The organism is Ruminococcus sp. BSD2780120874_150323_B10 (assembly GCF_015553695.1).
Taxonomy (GTDB): domain Bacteria; phylum Bacillota; class Clostridia; order Oscillospirales; family Acutalibacteraceae; genus Ruminococcoides; species Ruminococcoides intestinale_A.
This window is the reverse complement of record NZ_JADNHD010000006.1, coordinates 78,583-97,711: the sequence shown is the minus strand read 5'-3', so window position 1 is coordinate 97,711 and position 19,129 is coordinate 78,583. Positions and strand designations below refer to the sequence as shown.

The following is a 19,129-nucleotide window of genomic DNA, read 5'->3' as shown; positions in this document are numbered from 1 at the left end:
AAAAAATAACTAAATCGTTTTAGCGAAACAGCTAAAGCCGTTTCTTTACACTTTTATTATACAGCACTTATAAGTTAAAATCAATAACAAAAGCAGGGCACAATCCCTGCTTTTTTATTTGCACCATTCGAGAGTAATGAAAAATTGCTCGTAGGTATCGTCCCAACCGTCAATTCCGTTTACTCCGCCGCCGTTCACGCTTCTTAACTTTGAATCGTTCATATCCTGACCGCAGGCAAACAGTTCGCCTATCTTTATATCATAGCCAAGACTTTGACAAAGCGAGCAAAATTCGTATACGGGATCTTCCGCATTTTTTGTGGCAATTAATTTTTCTTTCAACTCTTTATTGCCCTTAGCTTCTTTTAAAAGTCTGTCAAGCTCGTGTTGTATCACAAAATCACTCCGTAACAAACAAGGTCACCCAAGCGGATGACCTTTAAGAATTTTATTCAATAGAGCTGTCGAGGTACTCCATAAGCTCTTCATCGTCTTTCTTCTGCTTATCTTTAACAATGAAGAAAGCTGTAAGTGCAGCAGAAGCTACGGCAACCGCCGAAATAATGCTGATTATGAGCCAAAAATGTTTCTTTTTCATATGTTATTCCTCCCGATTATGTTAAATTAACGGCAATATTATATGCGTATTATCTAAATATATTCTACCATTTTTCAAAAAAATGTCAACATAAAAACAAAAAAAGCAGAGAAAAATCTCTGCTTTTAAGGTTGCAATTCAAAATCTTTAACTTATGCAGATGCATTAAGTCTTTTTGCAAGAGATGACTTGCTTCTTGCAGCTGTATTCTTATGCATAATACCCTTAGCTGCTGCCTGGTCGATTTTCTTCATAGCAAGACTAACTGCCTCTGTTTTGTTGGCAGCATTAGTGTCAACAGCGTAGTAAGCCTTTTTGATAACTGTCTTTAAAGCTGACTTTACAGCCTTGTTCTGAGCTGTCTTAGTAGCGATAACCTTTACACGCTTTTTTGCAGATTTAATGTTTGGCATTGTCCCACCTCCTTAAAGTATCAGTCATATGTCAATTATAATAGCATATAACTTCAAAAAATGCAAGAGATTTAAGAAAAAAACTCTGATTTTCTTTCTTTTTACGCAAAATTTTCCTGTGTATATAAATTTTCGCAGTCGATTTTCCTATACATTATATAATACGCAAAAATCATAGCTTTATTTTTGAATAATCCGACACCCGAAAGTTATTGTCAAAACTCTTTAAAGTGCCCACAACCATATCCGTGGTAATCTTTGCCATATGCGCAGGCTCAAGAGCGTTTTCATCGGTAAGCCAATGCTTGAAAAGTCCCATACCGCCGGAAATGCAAAAATCAAAAACATATCTTATATCATACACATTTTTAACCATACCGCTTTCAAATATTTTCTTTATCCTTTCCGACACAAAGGTTTCGACCTGACGGATAAAAGAAATGTCGCCGTTTTCGCTTACAAGAGCAACGCAGATTTCACGGTTGTCATTCAAAATATTATAAATGTGCTCAAAGAATCTGCACATCTCTTCTTCACTGTTTGTCGGCGGATACAAATCTATTGCATTCTTAAATTCCTCCAAAAGCTCGCTTTCAAGTTCAGCCACCATACTGTATATATCGGTATAGTGCAGATAGAAAGTCGAACGGTTAATATCAACCTCTTCAACCAGCTCTTTTACCGTGATTTCCTTTATGCTTTTTTTCTTTGTAAGTACCGCAAGTCCGTGCCTCAACGCCGCCTTTGTTTTTCTTACACGCCTGTCTGTTCGTACTGCCATAATTTATTCACCAATCCTCAACATTATTACATCAAATGTCTATTATTAAACATAAGCGTTAATTTTAATGCTTGAATGTTTCTTTTATAGATATTATAATATATATCACAAAGAAAATCAACACCTTATCTATTAAAATATATAATATAGTTTAATAACAACGGAGTTGATTAGTGCAAAGAAAGGAGAATACTGTTATGGTAAAACAGGAATGGAAAAGCCTGTGGCGTAACAAGATACTGATGATTGTATTAGTATTCATCATTGCAATCCCTGCAATTTACACCACGCTTTTCCTCGGTTCAATGTGGGACCCATACGGCAAACTCGATGAATTGCCTGTCGCAGTGGTAAACCTTGACGAACCGGTCGAGTATGAGGGCGAAACCCTTAATGTAGGTCAAAAACTTGTTGACAAGCTCAAAGAAGACGGCTCGCTGTGTTTTAACTTTACAGACGCAGACCAAGCCGAGCGTGGACTTAAAAACGGTACTTACTATATGGTAATCACCGTTCCAAAGAATTTCTCTGAAAACGCTACCACTCTTATGGACACAGTTCCAAAGAAGATGGAACTTGACTACAAGACAAATCCGGGTACAAATTATATAGCAATGAAAATGAGCGAAACCGCTCTTGAAAAAATCAAGACATCGGTCGCTCAGGAGGTCACAAAGACCTATGCCGAAACAATCTTTGATAAGATTTCCGAGGCGGGTGACGGTATGAAAGACGCCGCAGACGGTGCAGGCGAAATTTATGACGGCACAGAAAAACTCGCTGACGGCAACAAAACTATTTCAGATAATTTAAAAACTTTGTCGGAAGGTACACTTACTTTTAAAGACGGCACAAGCGAATTAAAGGTTGGACTTTCATCTTACCTTGACGGTGTAAATCAGCTTTCAGACGGTTCAACCACACTTGCAAACGGTGCTACATCTTTACTTACAGGTGCTTTAAAACTTAATGAAGGTGCAAATTCACTTTCCGACGGTACAAAAACTCTCACATCAGGTACAGCCACTCTTGAGAGCGGCGCAAAAACACTTGAAAGCGGTTTAAAAACCTATACAGACGGTGTAAAACAGGCTAATGACGGTGCGGCTGCACTTAACGCAAACAGTTCGGCACTTACAGCCGGCGCACAGCAGCTTACCGCAGGCAACGAACAGCTTTCATCGGGCAGTTCACAGCTTCTTGCAGGTTTAAACCTGATGAGCAGTACCGTAAAAAACGGTTTGCCGAGCGAGGATAAAATCACCGAATTAAGCGGCGGACTTGATACTTATTCGGCAGCTATCGGCAAGATGAACGATGAATTGCAGAACACTTCACTTCCGAGCGAGGAAGAGCTTGCAGCTCTCAATGCTGTTAAAACCGATCTTACAAACAGCCTTACAAATGCAGGCGACAATGCAAAATCACTTTATGTGCTTGCAGCTCAGTTGCAGGCAAGCGGTGATTTACAGACAGCCGCTCAGGTAAAGGAAATTGCAGACAGCCTTGCGGCAAATGTTACATCTGCCGCAAATGACGCAACAGCAATCGGCGCAGTATTTGAGCAGGTTACTCCTTCACTTTCAAAGGTAACCGAGCTTAAGAACGGCGTTGCAGAGCTTAACGAAAACAAAGAGTTGGTTCTCGGCGGCGCTAAGACAGCCGTAAACGGAATGTACAGCGGTCTTGCAAATGTAAGCTACGCACTTGATACTCAGATTATTCCGGGTATGTCAACTCTTGACGGAGGTATTTCACAGGTATCTGACGGTGCTAAGTCGCTATCAAGCGGTCTTACATCATACACAAGCGGTGTTGCACAGGTAGGTAGCGGACTTACACAGCTTAACGATAATTCGGCTCAATTAAATTCAGGTGCAAGTCGGCTTTCAAGCGGTGCAAGTCAGCTTTCAAGCGGTGCTAAATCACTTGACAGCGGTGCGGACGAATTAAAGAGCGGTACTAAGACTCTTGCAGACGGTACTAAAACTCTTGACAATGGTACAAAAACACTTACAAACGGTTTTGCTACACTTACAGCAAACAATTCAAAACTTACAAGCGGTGCTAATCAGCTTGCCGACGGTGCAGTAACACTTAACGACGGCGCAGGTCAGCTTTATGACGGTTCGATTACACTCGGCAACGGACTTTCAGACCTTAAGGACGGTGCAAACACCTTAAAGACAGGTCTTGAAGACGGACAAAAGACAATAGACGAAAACAAGGGCGACGATGCAGTATATGAAATGATTTCAAGCCCTGTAAAATCAAACGAAACTAAGATTTCAAATGTAGAAAATAACGGTCACGCAATGGCGGCTTATATGATGTGCGTTGGCTTGTGGGTACTTTGCATAGCATTCTGTATTATGTATCCTCTCACCGAGCACCATGGCACAATCAAGTCAGGCTTCTCTTGGTGGCTAAGCAAAGCAGGCATTGCTTATCTCGTAGCACTTGTTGCCGCTTATGCAATGATAGGTTCACTCCAGTTGTTCTTACACTTTGAACCTACCGAGCTTTTAAACACATTCCTCGTAGCAGGAATTACCGCAATCGCATTTATGTCAATTCTTTACTTCTTCAATGTATGGCTTGGTAAGGTAGGCAGTTTCTTAATGCTTATCTTCATGGTTGTACAGCTTGCAGGTTCTGCAGGTACTTACCCAATCGAAATTTCAGGCGACTTCGTTGCTACAATTCACAAGTGGTTGCCATTCAGCTATGCTGTTGACGCATTCAGAGGTACAATTTCAGGTAACGGCAATATCCTTGAAGTAACAATCGTTCTTCTCTCAATTGCAATTATCTTTACACTCCTCACAATTATGATGTTCAACATCAGAGCAAAGATGATTAAGAATAACAAGAAAGGTCTTTACGACTTTATCGAAAAATGCGGTTTAGCTTAATGCAAAGCTCAAATAAATAAACAGCAAAATCCGACTTCATTATGAGGTCGGATTTTTGCTGTTTAACAGAGAATTATTTTTTACGATTTTTATTCAAAGTGTAAGAAAATTATGGTTTAGCGGAATGTCGGTCGGGCATTGAAATTTAGCTAACGCTACATTATCCTCCCAAAAGCAAAAAAGTTTACTCAATTTTTTCAAAAATTGCGGGTTTGGGCAGCGCCCATAAAATCTTCCGATACAACAATTTATCAGGCGCAAACAGCCACGCTGTTTGCGTGCTGAAACTAAGTTTGTTAAAACAGGCGACAGCCATTAAAAAAATATATTTTATTAATGAAATAACGAATTCCTTTTCTTGGTGCTTTCGCATTTAAAGGCTAACGCCGTTGTGTTCAAGCCGCCAAACAGCGAGCTGTTTGGCTATCGTCATACTGCTTAAACGGAAAGTATTTGTGGGCTTTGCCCACACCCACGACCTTTGAAAAGGTCGACCAAACTTTTATAATTGATTGGCAAATCAATTTGCTAAACCATAATTTACTCCACAAAAGCAGATAACTTTTGTGAGGTCGTTTCATCATATTTTATTTACAAACAAACTGCCGTTAAAAATTCCACGCATATATGAAATTGCTATGCCGTAGTTTGTAAACGGTACGCCTGCGTTTTCGGCTTTTTGTCTGCGGCTGTCAACTTCTTTTTCGTTAAGCATACAGCCGCCGCAATGTATTACAAGTTTATATTTTGTAAGGTCAGAGGGAAAATCTCTGCCCGAGCTTGTTTCTGTTTTTATGCTCTTACCCGTGTATTTTCTTAAAAGCCGTGGAAGTTTTACCGTGCCGATATCGTCGCATTGGCGGTGGTGAGTACATCCCTCGCTTATAAGAATCGTGTCACCGTCACAAAGCGAATCTATAGCTTTTGCACCCTTTGCGGCAGTGTCAAGCACGCCCTTATACCTTGCCATAAGAATTGAAAAAGAAGTAAGTCTGATGTCTTTCGGGGTGAGTTTTGCGATTGCCGCAAAAGCCTGACTGTCGGTAATTACAAGCGACGGCTTTTTGGCTAGCGAGTTCAAAGTCTGTTCAAATTCGCTGTCCCTCGTTACAACGGCGATTGCGCCCGAATCGAGAATTTCACGTATTACCATTTGCTGCGGCAAAATTATTCTGCCCTTTGGCGCCGCCTTGTCTATCGGCACAACAAGCACTACCGTATCACCTGCGCTAATTAAATCCGAACAAAGCGTTCTCTGCTCTCTGTCGGATTTTAACAGGCTTGCTATTCTTTCTTTCAACTCAAAAACACCTGTATTTTGTTCTGCGCTTACAAACATTCCGTCATCTGTATGCGGTGGATTTTTCAGCAAATCAGCCTTGTTATAAGCCACAACATACGGTATCTTTTTCTGTTCAAACAGATTTATAAGTTCAGAATCTGCCGCTGTTTTTCCCATCGAACCGTCAACCACAAGCACTGCAATATCCGTTTTGTCAAGCACTTGTCTTGCTTTTTCAATCCGCATTTCACCAAGACTGCCCTCATCGTCAATACCCGGTGTATCAATTATTACAACAGGACCGAGCGGCAACAGTTCCATAGCTTTCATTACAGGGTCCGTAGTAGTGCCCTTAATATCGGATACAACCGACAAATTCTGCCCCGTAACCGCATTTACAAGGCTTGATTTTCCTGCATTGCGCTTGCCGAAAAATGCAATATGCACTCTTTCTGCAAGCGGTGTGTCATTAAGTCCCATAAGCACCTCTTAAAAGCGAAAATCCCGACTGCCGTTTTCTATCTCTGCAATGTGTTGTGCGGCAATTTTTCTTACTTTTTCATTGGGAATTTTCAAAAGCTCTTTTTCAATCAGCTTTTCTCCGATTTTTCTTGTGTCCTCGCTTGCATAGTCCATAAGATACTCCTTAAGCGTCATAAGCGCATTTGGATGACAGCAGTTTTGAATTTGACCGCTTTTGCAAAGCGACATAAATCTGTCGCCCGTCCTGCCCTCACGATAACAAGCCGTGCAGAATGACGGGATATAGCCAAGGCTCATAAGCCAATTTACAACCTCGTCAAGCGTACGGTTGTCCAACACATCAAATTGAGCCGTATTCTCGTCCTCTTCTTCGGGTTCGGCATAACCGCCAACACTTGTGCAGGACGCACCGCTGATTTGCGATACACCGAGTCTTATTACCTTTTCACGCACCGCCTTACTCTCTCTGGTCGAAATAATCATACCCGTGTACGGTACGGAAATTCTTATCAGTGCGCAAATTTTCGCAAAAGTTTCATCATCTATTCCGTTGTCAAATGAATCGGGATCTATATCGTCTGCGTGCTTAATTCGTGGGACGCTGATTGTATGCGGCCCTACTCCGTGAACCGCCTCAAGATGCTCTGCGTGCATTAAAAGTCCCGCAAATTCATAGCGGTAAAGTTCCAATCCAAACAGCACGCCAATTCCCACATCGTCAATTCCTCCCTGCATTGCCCTGTCCATTGCCTCTGTGTGGTAGTCATAATTATGCTTTGGCCCTGTGGGGTGCAATTCCTCGTAGCTCTTTTTGTTGTAGGTTTCCTGAAAAAGAATGTAAGTGCCAATGCCGGCATCCTTTAGCTTTCTGTAATTTTCAACCGTGGTGGCGGCAATATTTACATTAACTCGTCTGATTGCGCCGTTTTTATGGTTAATTGAATAAATCGTCTTTATGCACTCAAGAATGTACTCAATCGGATTGTTTACGGGGTCTTCGCCCGCTTCAATCGCAAGCCTTTTGTGCCCCATATCCTGCAATGCGATAACCTCGCTCTTCACTTCTTCCTGCGTAAGTTTTTTTCGGCATATATGTTTATTTTTAAGATGATACGGGCAGTAAACACAACCGTTTACACAATAATTTGAAAGATAAAGAGGGGCAAACATAACGATTCTGTCGCCGTAAAAATCTTTTTTTATCTGCTCGGCAAGGTCATAAATTTTTGCAATTCTTTCGCTGTCCTCGCACGCAAGCAATACGCTTGCCTCCCTGTGGTCAAGTCCTTTTCTAAGCCTTGCCTTGTCGATGATTTTGTCTATGAGCGCAAGGTTATCTTTGTTTTCGTCTGCATATTTTAGAGTGTCAAGGATTTCACCGTCGTTAATAAATTCCTCTGCTTTAAGAGATTTTTTGTCATACATTTCATATTTCCTTTCCTGTCGCAACTAAGGAGCAATATAATTTCCCACATCGGTCACAACTTCGTAGCCGATTGACTTCATTCTGTTTTTCATACAACTTATGCACTGTGCCGACTCGTCACCCGTACAAATTTTATTATCGTACAGAGAGTAGTCCTTTCTGTGCTCAAGCGGAGAAAGGTTTGGCATAACCACATTTGCGCCGTGCAGTATCCCCTTTTCCCTGCCGTTGATGTCCGCCGTACCGAGTGCGGTTGTTGACGGCAGCAGTACGCTCGGCAACAGCAGTCTTATTATTGAGATGAGCATAAGGCAAAGCCGCACACTGCCTGTAGGCTGCTTGGCAAACGGTGTGTCTTTATGCGGAATAAACGGGCCTATACCGCACATCTGCGGATTGAGGTTTTTTATAAAAATCAGATCATCCGCAAGATTTTCGGCGGTCTGAAAAGGCGAACCGACCATAAAACCTGCACCTGTCTGATAACCTATTTTTTTAAGATTGTACAGGCAATCAAGCCTGTTTTGATGCGACATATTGTCAGGGTGTAATTTTTCGTAATGCTCTTTGTCTGCCGTTTCGTGACGAAGAAGATATCGGTCTGCACCCGAATCAAACAGTCTTTTGTAACTTTCGTAACTGCGTTCGCCGAGAGAAAGCGTTACTGCGCAGTCGGGATATTTTTGCTTGATTTTTTGCACAATATCGCACATAACATCATCGGTAAAATATCCGTCCTCTCCGCCCTGCAAAACAAAGGTGCGAAAACCGAGCGGGTAGCCTGTATCGCAGCACTGTAAAATCTGCTCTTTTGAGAGGCGATAACGAACGGCATCTGCATTCGACCTGCGTATTCCGCAGTAAAGGCAGTCATTTTTACAAATACTTGAAATTTCAATCAAACCACGGATATACACCTTGTTACCGTAGTATTTTTGTGCCGTCTGCTGTGCCTTTTTGCGCAGGTACTCAAGTTCTTCGTCTGTAACAGTATTTATTAATGCTGTAAACTCTGCTCTGTCCGCATTGTGATAGGCGTAGAGCTTATCTATAATTTCATAATTTTTCATATTCTTTAATAAAACGCTGTACGGGTAATACTTTTGCATTGCCTGTTGGGATTTGGTTTGGAGTAATGATTAAATAATTTTTAAAATTTAGCTCAAGCCTTTAAAAAGGTTGACCAAACTTTTATAATTTTGTAAAAAGTATGTTTTATCAAACCGCAACTCATCTGCATCAAAAATATTCTTTTAAAAATCGGCAGGAACAAAATTCCTGCCGACAGTTTGTAAAAATTCTGATTTTGTTCTTAAGCCGATATAAAGAACGCCGTTGTTGCAAATTTAAAAATGTCTGCCACCGCCGCCGTGTGATGAATGACTTGAACGGTGACTGCTGCTGCTCCTGTGACTTCTGTGCGACGACGAGCTTGAGCTTGAACTCGACACGGTAGTATAAGTCACATTCTTGTATAAAAACTGATCTCTGCTTTCCGTAAGGTTAAGCGAGCTGTTTTTATCAAGGTCATAACTCGCACCCTTGCCGTTTTTGCCGTAAGCGTAACGAACGCCCAGACTGACAAGGAATCCTGCCAAACCGCCCATCAGCATAAACATTATACCGTAGAGAAAGCCTTTTATAACCTTCTCAAGCGGAGTAAGCTGTGCTTCAATTATATTGCTGTAGCTTGCGTCTTTGCTTGTATCTACACCCGCATTATAGTATTGCTCAACCGTTTCGATAAATTCATCGCAAGCGCCGTCATAGTCGCCGCTTGAAAGCTCGTACTGAACGCTGTCGAGCAAATCGTCTGTTCGGGCATCGCTGAAACAGTACATCGCCTCGCCCTTGGTGATTATATACATTTCACGGGAACTCATATCTATAGTGAGCATAACTCCGCTTTTTTTATCACCGCAGCCGTAATTATGATTATCAAAATAATCGTTGCAATAATCTTCCATATCATACGAATCCACATTGTTGTTATTGGTATAGATTATTGTGTCCCAGCCTGTGGCAAGCGTACATTTTTTCAGATTATTCTCTATGGTTTCTTCCTGCGAAGAAGTTATAATATCCGCATCGTCTGTCAGCTTTTTGCTGCTCTCTGCAAAAGCCGGTGTTACCGACAGGGCAAATACGGCGGTTACGGCAAGCGATACGGCCGCAACGGAAAGTACATTTTTCATATTAAAAATATACCTCCCAACATACCGAACGCAAAAGCTATGCCGGCTATTAATGAAGACATTGCAATTAATCTGCCGGTATCGGCAGGCAAACTGCCGTAGAGCTTACCTGTCTGACCGTTAATTGCGAACGGATAAATTTTGCCCTTATACTTATAAGTTATAATCCACACAGGCAAAAGCGTATAACTCCAACTTTCAATATCTGTGCGGTCATAGTAATTGGTTACTTCAATACCAGAATATTCACTGCAAGCACCCTTAAGCACCTCTTTGCAATACTCGTCAATCTTTTGGTCAACCATTATCTGAATATCGGACTTTTCTATATCTCTTTTTTCTGCCTGAAAACCCGACAGGTACGACATTGAAAACGGCTGTGCCTCTGACAAATCAAACGGATGTATGCACTGCAGCATTTCTCTGTCGGTAGATGAAAGCGCCCTTTCAAAAACATTGCGTATGTAAACATCGCCGCTTCTGAACAGGTCATAATACGAAGTTTCGGTATATCGTCTGTCACCGGATTTCCAGTGCCTGTACTTTTTGCCCCTTGCCGTCATATGAGAATCCTGTTGAGTATCTATGTACCAATATGGGAAATACACTCCTGTCATTTTCTCAATATTTGAGTCGCTTAAAAAATCTTTGGGCAAAAACTTTTTGCCTTTTGTTTTATCCATGAAAGCTGAAACAGCTTGTTCTCGTGACAACTTAAACGGAATAATTCTGTCGGGTCTGAAATCTCCCGACAATCTGCCTTTCATTACAACAGGATTGTGGCAGTAAAAGCAGGTTGTTGCCGCTGTAGATGAAGTGGTAACAACCTCTGCGCCGCAGGAATCGCAATGGAACACATAACCGTCGTGCAATTCCTCTTTAAATTCCTGTTGACTGTCAGCACCGCTTTGTTCCCTTTCGGCGTAAATTTGCTGAATCTTCTCCGGAGAAAACTCCGAAAGGCAGTATTCACAACAAAATCTCTGCCTTTCGGGGTTAAATGTCAGTGGTGCGGCGCAGGATGGACAGTTATAATTGACTGTACCCATTTATTGCCTTATTCCTCTTAAATTATTCTGCCTTTGTACCGCATTCAGGACAGAACTTCTGATTTTCTTTTAATTCATATCCGCAGTTTACACAGAAATGCTTTTTAGGTGCATCAGGCTTTTTTGCGCCGCATTCAGGGCAGAATTTGCCTGTATTTACCGCACCGCAAGCGCAAGTCCAGCTGTCTGCCGACTGAGGCTGTACAGGCTGTTGAGCGTTCTGCTGCGGCTGAGCAGGCTGTGCGCCGCCGAGCGGATTGCCCTGTGGCTGTTGAGGCTGCTGTGGCTGCTGATTGTTGTAGTGTGGGTTCTGCTGATAGCCGCCGAGGATATTACCGCCTGCATTCATACCCATGCCCATACCCATAAAGCCTGCCATTGCGCCGTTTGAGTTTGAGCCTGCCGCTTTCATACCTTCCGCAACATTAGTTGCTACATAGCCCTGCTGAACTGCTGCGTCCGAAAGCATTGCGCCCTTGTTTCTCATATTGATAAGCTCTGTGCTCTCGTCATTATAAGAAATGTTGATAGCAACTGCCTGAACCTGGAAACCACGCTGCTGCTCCCATTCCTGGTCGAGAGTTTTAGCCATATACTGACCGAATTCACGGGATTTACCCTTAATAAAGCTGATTCTGTAACCGTCAGCAGAGAAGTTGTTGATAGCAGAACTTAAAGCTGCCTCAAACTCTGTGTTATACTGGATTGACTTTGACTTGTAGTCAAACGGCTGACAAGCTGTTACAAGGCCCTTGTCGATTACTTCCTGATAGAACTTAAGCGGATCGGTAATCTTAATAGAATATGTACCGTGCGCACGGAGGAAAAGTTCTGCATTGTAGAAACTGTCGAAGTAGTTTACAACATTCTTTGTGCCGAAAAGAATACCTGTAATTTCGGCAAGGTTGATGTAAATTACATACTGCGACTGTGACGGAATTCCGCCGTATTTAATACGGGAGAATGTTTCTTTAAGAGAGTCGCCAAACTGGCCGCAGAAAAGCGACGGCATTGAGCTGTTGCTTACCTGGTAATAACCCGGTTCCGCAGTAAAGTCAACTACCTTACCGCCGTCAATAAGGAGCATACACTGGTTGTCATATACCTGAATAACCGAACCGTTTGATACGATGTTTGGTGTGCCCTTTGTGTTTTGAGATGTGCCGTGTGTTATCTTTTCACCGGGAACCATTGCGAGAGTTCCGCTCATTGGTCTTGGCTGGATAACCTCCTGCCAAGAATCTGCCAATCCGCCTTTAACCGAGTTAATGGCTGCTCTGATAATGCCCATAGTCTTATCTCCTTTACAAGAAATTTTCTTTATTTTTAAATTTTTGTGAGCTGATATAATTGCACTGAAACGAAGGCTTTTGCTTTAGATTAAATCTTCTTAATCTGTTACAGGTTTGGTTTCAAAAATGTTGGGGTAACAAATAAATTATTATTTAACACACAAGTTAAACAAAACAATTTGCTAAACCATAATTCACTCTGATTTTCAACATCGCCTAAGTGCAATTGTTTATAAATTAATATGGTCTTGTAGCGTTGGTTTGTTCTCTTATTGACGAGAATTTCCACGCTCTTATGTTGATTTCCGTAATGCCTGTGCCGCAGTATTCACAGAATTTCTGACCTAAGTTCTTAATCGGTGCGCCGCAGTTAGGGCAATTAATACCAAGTCCCTCACTGCCGTTTGCAACCATGTCAACATTCTGTATGTACACAAGCTCGGTTTCGTAAACACTTTGAGTTTTCATATCCCTGCTGCCGTAAACCACACTGCCTGCGGCGTCGGTGGTATAGGCATAAGAACCTACAGACGATACAAACAAAATCCTTGCGGTTGCGCCGTCCTTTGTGTATCGTGAAATCTCCGTACGGTGAATTACAATATCATCGTAATTCTGCTTGTAGCCTCTGTTTGACAGGTCGGTAATAATACTCTTTACGCTGTCTTTTAAGGCTGTGGAACACTCGCCGTATAAAAGCTCCGGATTTTTTTCCTCAATGGAGTTCATATAACTGCGCAGTACGGTTTCTGCTTTTTGTTTGTAATCGTCATAGTCAAACTCCGGGAAATCTCTTTGTATTCTCGGCAGACAAAGACCCGTCATAGCCTGCAAAGAGCGTGGAGTTTCACTCATTTCCCTTTTCTGATTATTGATTCCCTGTACAAAAGAATCCGTACCGAACATATTTCTTGAAATCTGTCTGATTCCGTGTTTTATTTTATAGACTGCCACCGCAATGGCAATGGCAGCCGCTGCAATCAATACAAGTGTAACTATAAGTCCGACAGGCACACCTGCCGAAACCGCTCCGACAAACAATTGATTCATCGTTTACTCCTGCGGTTTTACTGAAATTCCGAGAACATCGAGGCTCTCATCGTCAACAACGGACGGACAAGCTGACATAAGCTCGCTTGCATTCTGAACCTTAGGGAATGCCGTAACATCACGAAGGCTGTCTGTACCGCACATAAGCATTGTAACACGGTCAAGGCCAATGCCCATACCGCCGTGTGGCGGAGCGCCGTACTTATACGCTTCTACAAGGAAGCCGAATTTTGCTTCAATTTCCTCGTCGGTAAGTTTTAATGCCTTAAACATTCTCTGCTGTAACTCATAATCAGTAATACGCATTGAACCGCTTGAAAGCTCTGTTCCGTTAAGAGTGAGGTCGTAAGCCTTTGCAATAACCTTTGACGGGTCTGTGTCAAGGTACTGCAAGCACTCCTCTTTAGGCATTGTGAACGGATGATGCATTGCAAGCCACTCGCCGCTCTCTTCGTCATACTCAAAGAACGGGAAGTCAACAATCCAGAGGAACTTAAATTCATCGGGAATAATGTCGAGAACCTTTGCGACCTTAAGTCTTAATGCACCGAGAGTTGTAAGAACTGTGCTGTTCTTATCGGCAACAATGAAGATTACATCGCCCTTCTCTGCGCCGAGTCTTTCGTAAATAGCGGAAAGCTCTTCCTCTGTCATAAACTTCTTAAATGATGCATTCGGCTCGTCAACCCATCTTACATAGGCAAGGCCCTTTGCACCGATGCCCTTTACATACTCTGTAAGTTTGTCAATTTCTTTTCTTGTATATACAGACGCCGCATTCTTTGCAACAATGGCACGAACAGAACCGCCGTTTTCAATAGCGCTTGTAAATACGCTGAAGCCGCAGTCCTTTACGAGGTCGGAGATATTCTGAATCTTCATATCGAAACGAATATCAGGCTTATCCGAACCGTAGTTCTCCATAGCATCGTTGTATGTCATTTTCTCAAACGGAGTTACAAGCTCCTTGCCAAGCACTTCTTTAAACAAACGCTTGAAAAGTCCCTCGTTGATTTCCATAATTTCGTCCATATCAACAAACGAAAGCTCCATATCAATCTGTGTAAACTCAGGCTGACGGTCGGCTCTTAAGTCCTCATCTCTGAAACAACGGGCAAGCTGAATGTAACGGTCAAAACCCGATACCATCAAAAGCTGCTTGTAAATCTGCGGTGACTGCGGAAGAGCATAGAACTTTCCCTTGTGAATTCTTGACGGTACAAGGTAATCTCTTGCGCCCTCCGGAGTTGATTTAATCATCATCGGAGTTTCAATCTCAATAAAGCCGTTCTCGTAGAAATAATCTCTTGCAACCTTTGCAATTTTACTTCTCATAATAATGTTGTTCTGAATAGGACGGCGGCGAAGGTCAAGATAACGGTATTTAAGTCTTAACTCCTCGTTTGTGCTTGTTTCGTCAACAATTTCGAAAGGCGGTGTCTGTGCCTTTGAAAGAACTCTAAGGTCTGTTACCATAACCTCAATATCGCCTGTAGGAATATCCTTGTTCTTGGAGCTTCTCTCACATACTATGCCTTTTGCCGCCAAAACATACTCACTGCGGCAAGCAAAAGCTTTATCAAAAATTTCTTTATCCGTCTTATCGTTAAAAGCAAGCTGAACAATGCCTGTGCGGTCACGAAGGTCAATAAAAATAAGCTGACCGAGGTCACGGCAACGCTGTACCCAACCGCAAACTGTTACTTCTCTGCCGACATCGCCGATTCTAAGGTCGGAGCAATAGTCGGTTCGTTTAAGTCCTGTCATAAATTCTGCCATTTTTGTATATCTCCTTAAATTAAGTTGTCAACGCTTACAGCTTAAAGCTGTCAACATCGGCAAGCTGAAGTACCATAAATTTCTCTGCAAATGTATCGTCAAGTACAATTTCAGTCTGCTCGCCGTTCGACATATTCTTAATAACTGCCTTGCCCTGCTCAATCTCATTGTCGCCGAGCACCATAGAGAACTTTGCGCCGATTTTGTCGGCATATTTCATCTGTGCTCTTAATCCTCTGCCTACAATATCGGTTTCGGCAATAAGTCCGCAGGAACGGACAGCTTTGATAATTTCAAATGATTTAAGCGACGCACTCTCGCCCATAACAGCAACATAGAGGTCGCAGGTTGACGGTTGTGGAATTTCAATGCCCTGTTTGTCCATAAGCATTAAAAGTCTTTCAATGCCCATTGCAAATCCGAGTGACGGCAAGTGCTTTCCGCCGAGCTCCTCAATAAGTCCGTCGTATCTGCCGCCGCCGCAAACTGTGCCTTGAGCACCGATAAAGTCGGTAACGAACTCAAAAACAGTCTTTGTGTAGTAGTCAAGTCCACGAACGATTGTAGGATTTACCGTATATTCAACACCTGCGGCATCAAGGTATTTCTGAACGCTTGCAAAGTGCTCTTTACACTCATCGCAAAGATAATCTGTAATTTTAGGTGCGCCCTGTGCAATCTTTGAACATACGGGACTTTTGCAGTCGAGTATTCTCATAGGATTTTTTTCAAGTCTTGAATTGCAGGTTTCGCAAAGCTCGTCTTTGTATCCGTAAAAATACTCCTTGAGCGCCTTGTGGTACTCGGCACGACAAGTAGGACAGCCGATAGAATTAATTTCAAGTCTGAGCTGTTTAATGCCAAGGCGGTCAAAAATAGACTGTGCGGCGCAAATAAGTTCCGCATCGGCAACAGGTGACTGTGTACCATAGCACTCAAGACCGAATTGGTGGAACTCTCTTAATCTGCCTGCCTGCGGCTTTTCGTAGCGGTAGCAAGACACAAAATAGCTTGCCTTGATAGGTAAGCTGTCATTTACAAGACCGTGCTCAAGCACTGCTCTTGCTGCGCCTGCCGTACCCTCGGGACGAAGTGTAACACTTTCTCCGCCCTTTGTATCGAATGTATACATTTCTTTCTGAACAACATCTGTTGTCTGACCCACACCTCTTGCAAAAAGCTCTGTGTGCTCAAAAACAGGTGTGCGAATCTCTTTAAATCCGTAAGCCGCCGATTCTTTACGCATAACATCTTCAACGAACTGCCAGCGGTAGCTGTCCTTTGGCAAAACATCTTCCGTGCCCTTAATCTTTTTGGTGATTACTCCCATTATTTCCTCCAAATTATAAAACCTTTTATATTAATCGAAAATTCCGTATAAACACAATTATCGGGCAGCACAAAACCGCCCGACAATGAAATCGTTTTTTACTTTAAAATATTTCTCCAGTCAAGGTCGCCACGCTCAAGACCGTGAATAAGTACCTCTGCGGTTGCGATGTTTGTAGCAACAGGAATATTGTGCATATCGCAAAGTCTGAGCATATTCATATCGTTAGGCTCATTAGGCTTTGGATTGAGCGGATCTCTGAAAAAGAGAAGCATATCAACTTCGTTGCAGGCAATTCTTGCCGCAATCTGCTGACTGCCGCCCTGTGAGCCTGCCAAAAACTTCTGAATTGTAAGGCCTGTTGCCTCTGAAACCATTTTGCCCGTAGTGCCTGTCGCACAAAGGTTATTTCTGCTTAAAACACCGCAGTAAGCAATGCAGAACTGAACCATAAGTTCCTTTTTTTCATCGTGCGCAATAAGAGCAATATTCATACACAAATTCCTCCCTATATATTAAAAGGCTTATCCTTTAAATGCCAAGGGAACTCTTTGCCCCTCAAGCCTTCGTGCCAGACAATCAAAAACCGATGCTGCGGCACTCCAGTTAAGCCCTGCAACTCCACGCTGCATAATAACTGATATTCTTATGTCAAACGGTACAAGTGCGATAAGTTGAGTTTGTACCGCATCAATAACTTCGTCAAGGTCGGCATAAAAACCGAGCTCGGTAAAAGTTTTTCTGTCAAAGCGGTTTATAACAAGCCTTTGATTTTTTATACCCAAAGCGTCAAGCTTGTTTTTTACTTTTAATCCGCCTCTTACGCTTGTCGGCTCTGCGTTGGCTACAATAAGCGCCCTGTCGGCGGGCGTAGCAGCTGTAACAAAGCCCGAGCCGATGCCTGCGGGTGAATCAATAATAACAAAATCATAGTCAGCTTTTAATGTATCGACAAGCTGACGGAATACCCCGGGACTAAGCTCGTTATCGGTGTCAAAAGGTGCCGCCATAAGATAAAGATTCTCATTGTTTTTACTTTTATAAACTGCGTCTGTAAAAGAACAGTTACCGCTTACGGCATCTGCCGCATCAAAAACAATGTCGTTTTCCATATCGAGCATAATATCAAGACCACGCATACCGCAGTCGCAGTCGATAAGCAAAACTTTTTTGCCCTGTTTAATAAGGGCAACCGAAAGGCAAATGCACACTGTTGACTTTCCCGTGCCTCCTTTTCCGGAGGCTACAACTATAACATTATCCATAATACATACTACCTCTGAATTATTCTATCATATTTTTGTCAAAAGAGCAATAAAAGTAAGTAATTTTATCAAACAAAAATTATATAGACTTTTTATGCAAAATATATAATTTTATCGTTATACTTTTTGGGTTTTTACATTTTTACCATAATTTAATGGTAAAATTATACTAAATTATCGTTTGATTTTTTCTGTTATAAAATCTCTTGCGAATTTGCAGTCCGTTATTTTAAATGCAAGTACAGCTTGTATATAATTCTTAATTGCTCCGTATTCGGTTTTTATGTAAATAAAAATTTTAAAAATGCAGTTTGTTTTTAAATTATATCACCTTTTGCCGTCAAAACAAGTATTATTTTGGGAGCGATAAATTTTTCGGCAAAAAATATTTCAGCTATGTGCTTATGTGGCAAAAATCACTGATTTTTCAGGTATATACAAAATCCGCAGCAATTTATTTATCATTTTCCGCACGCAAAAAACAGCCCACATTTGTGAGCTGTTCCGAAGTATAGTTTAGCATTTATTAAATGTGGGCTTTGCCCACGCCCGCAACCTTTAAAAAAGTTGACCAAACTTTTATAATTGATTGGCAAATAAATTTGCTAAGCCTTAATTTATTAATGTTATCCCAACATTTAAGACAGAACAAATAAAACCACTTTAACAAGCCGTATCTTAACTTAATTTTTATAAAAGCGAAAAGGTCTATTGTCTTACGACAATAGACCTCTTCATGGTGCCGGTGACCGGACTTGAACCGGTACGGTCGCAATGACCGAGGGATTTTAAGTCCCTTGTGTCTGCCTATTCCACCACACCGGCTAATTGTTTGGTGACCCGGACGAGAATCGAACTCGTGTTACCGCCGTGAAAGGGCGGTGTCTTAACCGCTTGACCACCGGGCCGTATGGTAGCGGAAATAGGACTTGAACCTACGACACCTCGGGTATGAACCGAGTGCTCTAGCCAGCTGAGCTATTCCGCCATCTGTTCGCCAACATCAAATCAGCAAGATAGATTATAATATAGCAGCCCCGATTTGTCAAGGGTTTTTTTAAAGTTTTTTGAAATTTTTTTAATTTTTTTCAAAAAACTTAAAAGCATCTGTATTTTACTGCCTTTTTCGTGGAGAAAAACACAGAAAGCAACGGTTGCTGTCATTTTAATACATATCTTTACGCTGTTTTTATTGTTAGCCGATAAATAATTTTTATTCTTAAAAATAAAATCAGTGCGGTTGCCCCCTACTTTTAAAGCAGGGAGCAACG

16 protein-coding genes and 3 tRNA genes are annotated in these 19,129 nt (G+C 42.0%); 1 reads left to right on the top strand and 18 read right to left on the bottom strand.

The genetic code is table 11. The features are described from left to right. Positions 1-114: 114 nt before the first annotated feature. The 4 genes from I2E21_RS05540 to I2E21_RS05525 form a co-directional block, all read right to left on the bottom strand. A complete protein-coding gene (locus I2E21_RS05540; protein ID WP_195410672.1) occupies positions 115-396 on the bottom strand; it encodes a hypothetical protein in 282 nt (93 codons plus the stop codon). 52 nt (positions 397-448) lie between these two features. Next, positions 449-598, bottom strand: a complete 150-nt coding sequence (locus I2E21_RS05535) for a hypothetical protein (RefSeq protein ID WP_022234004.1) — start codon at positions 596-598, stop codon at positions 449-451. A 152-nt stretch (positions 599-750) separates the two neighbouring features. Beyond that, entirely contained in the window at positions 751-1,011 is a 261-nt protein-coding gene (gene rpsT / locus I2E21_RS05530; RefSeq protein WP_022234005.1) for a 30S ribosomal protein S20, read from the bottom strand. 172 nt (positions 1,012-1,183) lie between these two features. Then, positions 1,184-1,792: a TetR-like C-terminal domain-containing protein gene (locus I2E21_RS05525; RefSeq protein ID WP_195410671.1), complete on the bottom strand. Its 609-nt coding sequence runs from the start codon at positions 1,790-1,792 to the stop codon at positions 1,184-1,186. Positions 1,793-1,989: 197 nt separating this feature from the next. Here I2E21_RS05525 and I2E21_RS05520 point away from each other — a divergent pair, with 197 nt between their 5' ends. Beyond that, positions 1,990-4,707 carry a YhgE/Pip domain-containing protein gene (locus tag I2E21_RS05520; RefSeq protein ID WP_195410670.1) on the top strand — a complete coding sequence of 906 codons (2,718 nt, stop codon included), beginning with the start codon at positions 1,990-1,992 and terminating at the stop codon, positions 4,705-4,707. Positions 4,708-5,287: 580 nt separating this feature from the next. Here I2E21_RS05520 and hydF read toward each other — a convergent pair. From hydF to I2E21_RS05450, 14 genes are all read right to left on the bottom strand, one after another. Further along, positions 5,288-6,469, bottom strand: a complete 1,182-nt coding sequence (gene hydF / locus I2E21_RS05515; RefSeq protein ID WP_195410669.1) for a [FeFe] hydrogenase H-cluster maturation GTPase HydF — start codon at positions 6,467-6,469, stop codon at positions 5,288-5,290. Between the two features lie 9 nt (positions 6,470-6,478). Next, positions 6,479-7,897 (bottom strand): [FeFe] hydrogenase H-cluster radical SAM maturase HydG, encoded by a 1,419-nt coding sequence (gene hydG, locus I2E21_RS05510; RefSeq protein WP_195410668.1) that lies wholly within the window; start codon positions 7,895-7,897, stop codon positions 6,479-6,481. A gap of 24 nt (positions 7,898-7,921) precedes the next feature. Next, positions 7,922-8,968: a [FeFe] hydrogenase H-cluster radical SAM maturase HydE gene (gene hydE / locus I2E21_RS05505; RefSeq protein WP_195410696.1), complete on the bottom strand. Its 1,047-nt coding sequence runs from the start codon at positions 8,966-8,968 to the stop codon at positions 7,922-7,924. A gap of 276 nt (positions 8,969-9,244) precedes the next feature. After that, on the bottom strand, positions 9,245-10,093 hold the full coding sequence (locus I2E21_RS05500; RefSeq protein WP_022235338.1) for a TPM domain-containing protein: 849 nt from the start codon (positions 10,091-10,093) through the stop codon (positions 9,245-9,247). After that, positions 10,090-11,142, bottom strand: coding sequence for a TFIIB-type zinc ribbon-containing protein (locus tag I2E21_RS05495; RefSeq protein ID WP_195410667.1), 1,053 nt, complete (start codon positions 11,140-11,142; stop codon positions 10,090-10,092). The genes I2E21_RS05500 and I2E21_RS05495 overlap by 4 nt, the downstream gene beginning before the upstream one ends. Positions 11,143-11,164: 22 nt before the next feature. Continuing rightward, complete coding sequence (locus I2E21_RS05490) at positions 11,165-12,433, bottom strand: SPFH domain-containing protein (RefSeq protein WP_195410666.1); 1,269 nt, start codon at positions 12,431-12,433, stop codon at positions 11,165-11,167. Positions 12,434-12,671: 238 nt separating this feature from the next. Further along, positions 12,672-13,484 (bottom strand): zinc ribbon domain-containing protein, encoded by an 813-nt coding sequence (locus I2E21_RS05485; protein WP_195410665.1) that lies wholly within the window; start codon positions 13,482-13,484, stop codon positions 12,672-12,674. 3 nt (positions 13,485-13,487) lie between these two features. Continuing rightward, a complete protein-coding gene (gene aspS / locus I2E21_RS05480) occupies positions 13,488-15,263 on the bottom strand; it encodes an aspartate--tRNA ligase (RefSeq protein WP_195410664.1) in 1,776 nt (591 codons plus the stop codon). Between the two features lie 34 nt (positions 15,264-15,297). After that, positions 15,298-16,593, bottom strand: coding sequence for a histidine--tRNA ligase (hisS, locus tag I2E21_RS05475; RefSeq protein WP_195410663.1), 1,296 nt, complete (start codon positions 16,591-16,593; stop codon positions 15,298-15,300). A gap of 98 nt (positions 16,594-16,691) precedes the next feature. After that, positions 16,692-17,087 carry a methylglyoxal synthase gene (locus I2E21_RS05470; protein ID WP_022235333.1) on the bottom strand — a complete coding sequence of 132 codons (396 nt, stop codon included), beginning with the start codon at positions 17,085-17,087 and terminating at the stop codon, positions 16,692-16,694. A 30-nt stretch (positions 17,088-17,117) separates the two neighbouring features. Beyond that, complete coding sequence (locus I2E21_RS05465; RefSeq protein ID WP_022235332.1) at positions 17,118-17,858, bottom strand: septum site-determining protein MinD; 741 nt, start codon at positions 17,856-17,858, stop codon at positions 17,118-17,120. Positions 17,859-18,595: 737 nt separating this feature from the next. Continuing rightward, positions 18,596-18,683 (bottom strand) — tRNA-Leu (locus tag I2E21_RS05460). Between the two features lie 8 nt (positions 18,684-18,691). Next, a tRNA-Glu gene (locus I2E21_RS05455) sits at positions 18,692-18,766 on the bottom strand. A gap of 3 nt (positions 18,767-18,769) precedes the next feature. Further along, positions 18,770-18,846, bottom strand: a tRNA-Met gene (locus tag I2E21_RS05450). Positions 18,847-19,129 lie beyond the last annotated feature (283 nt).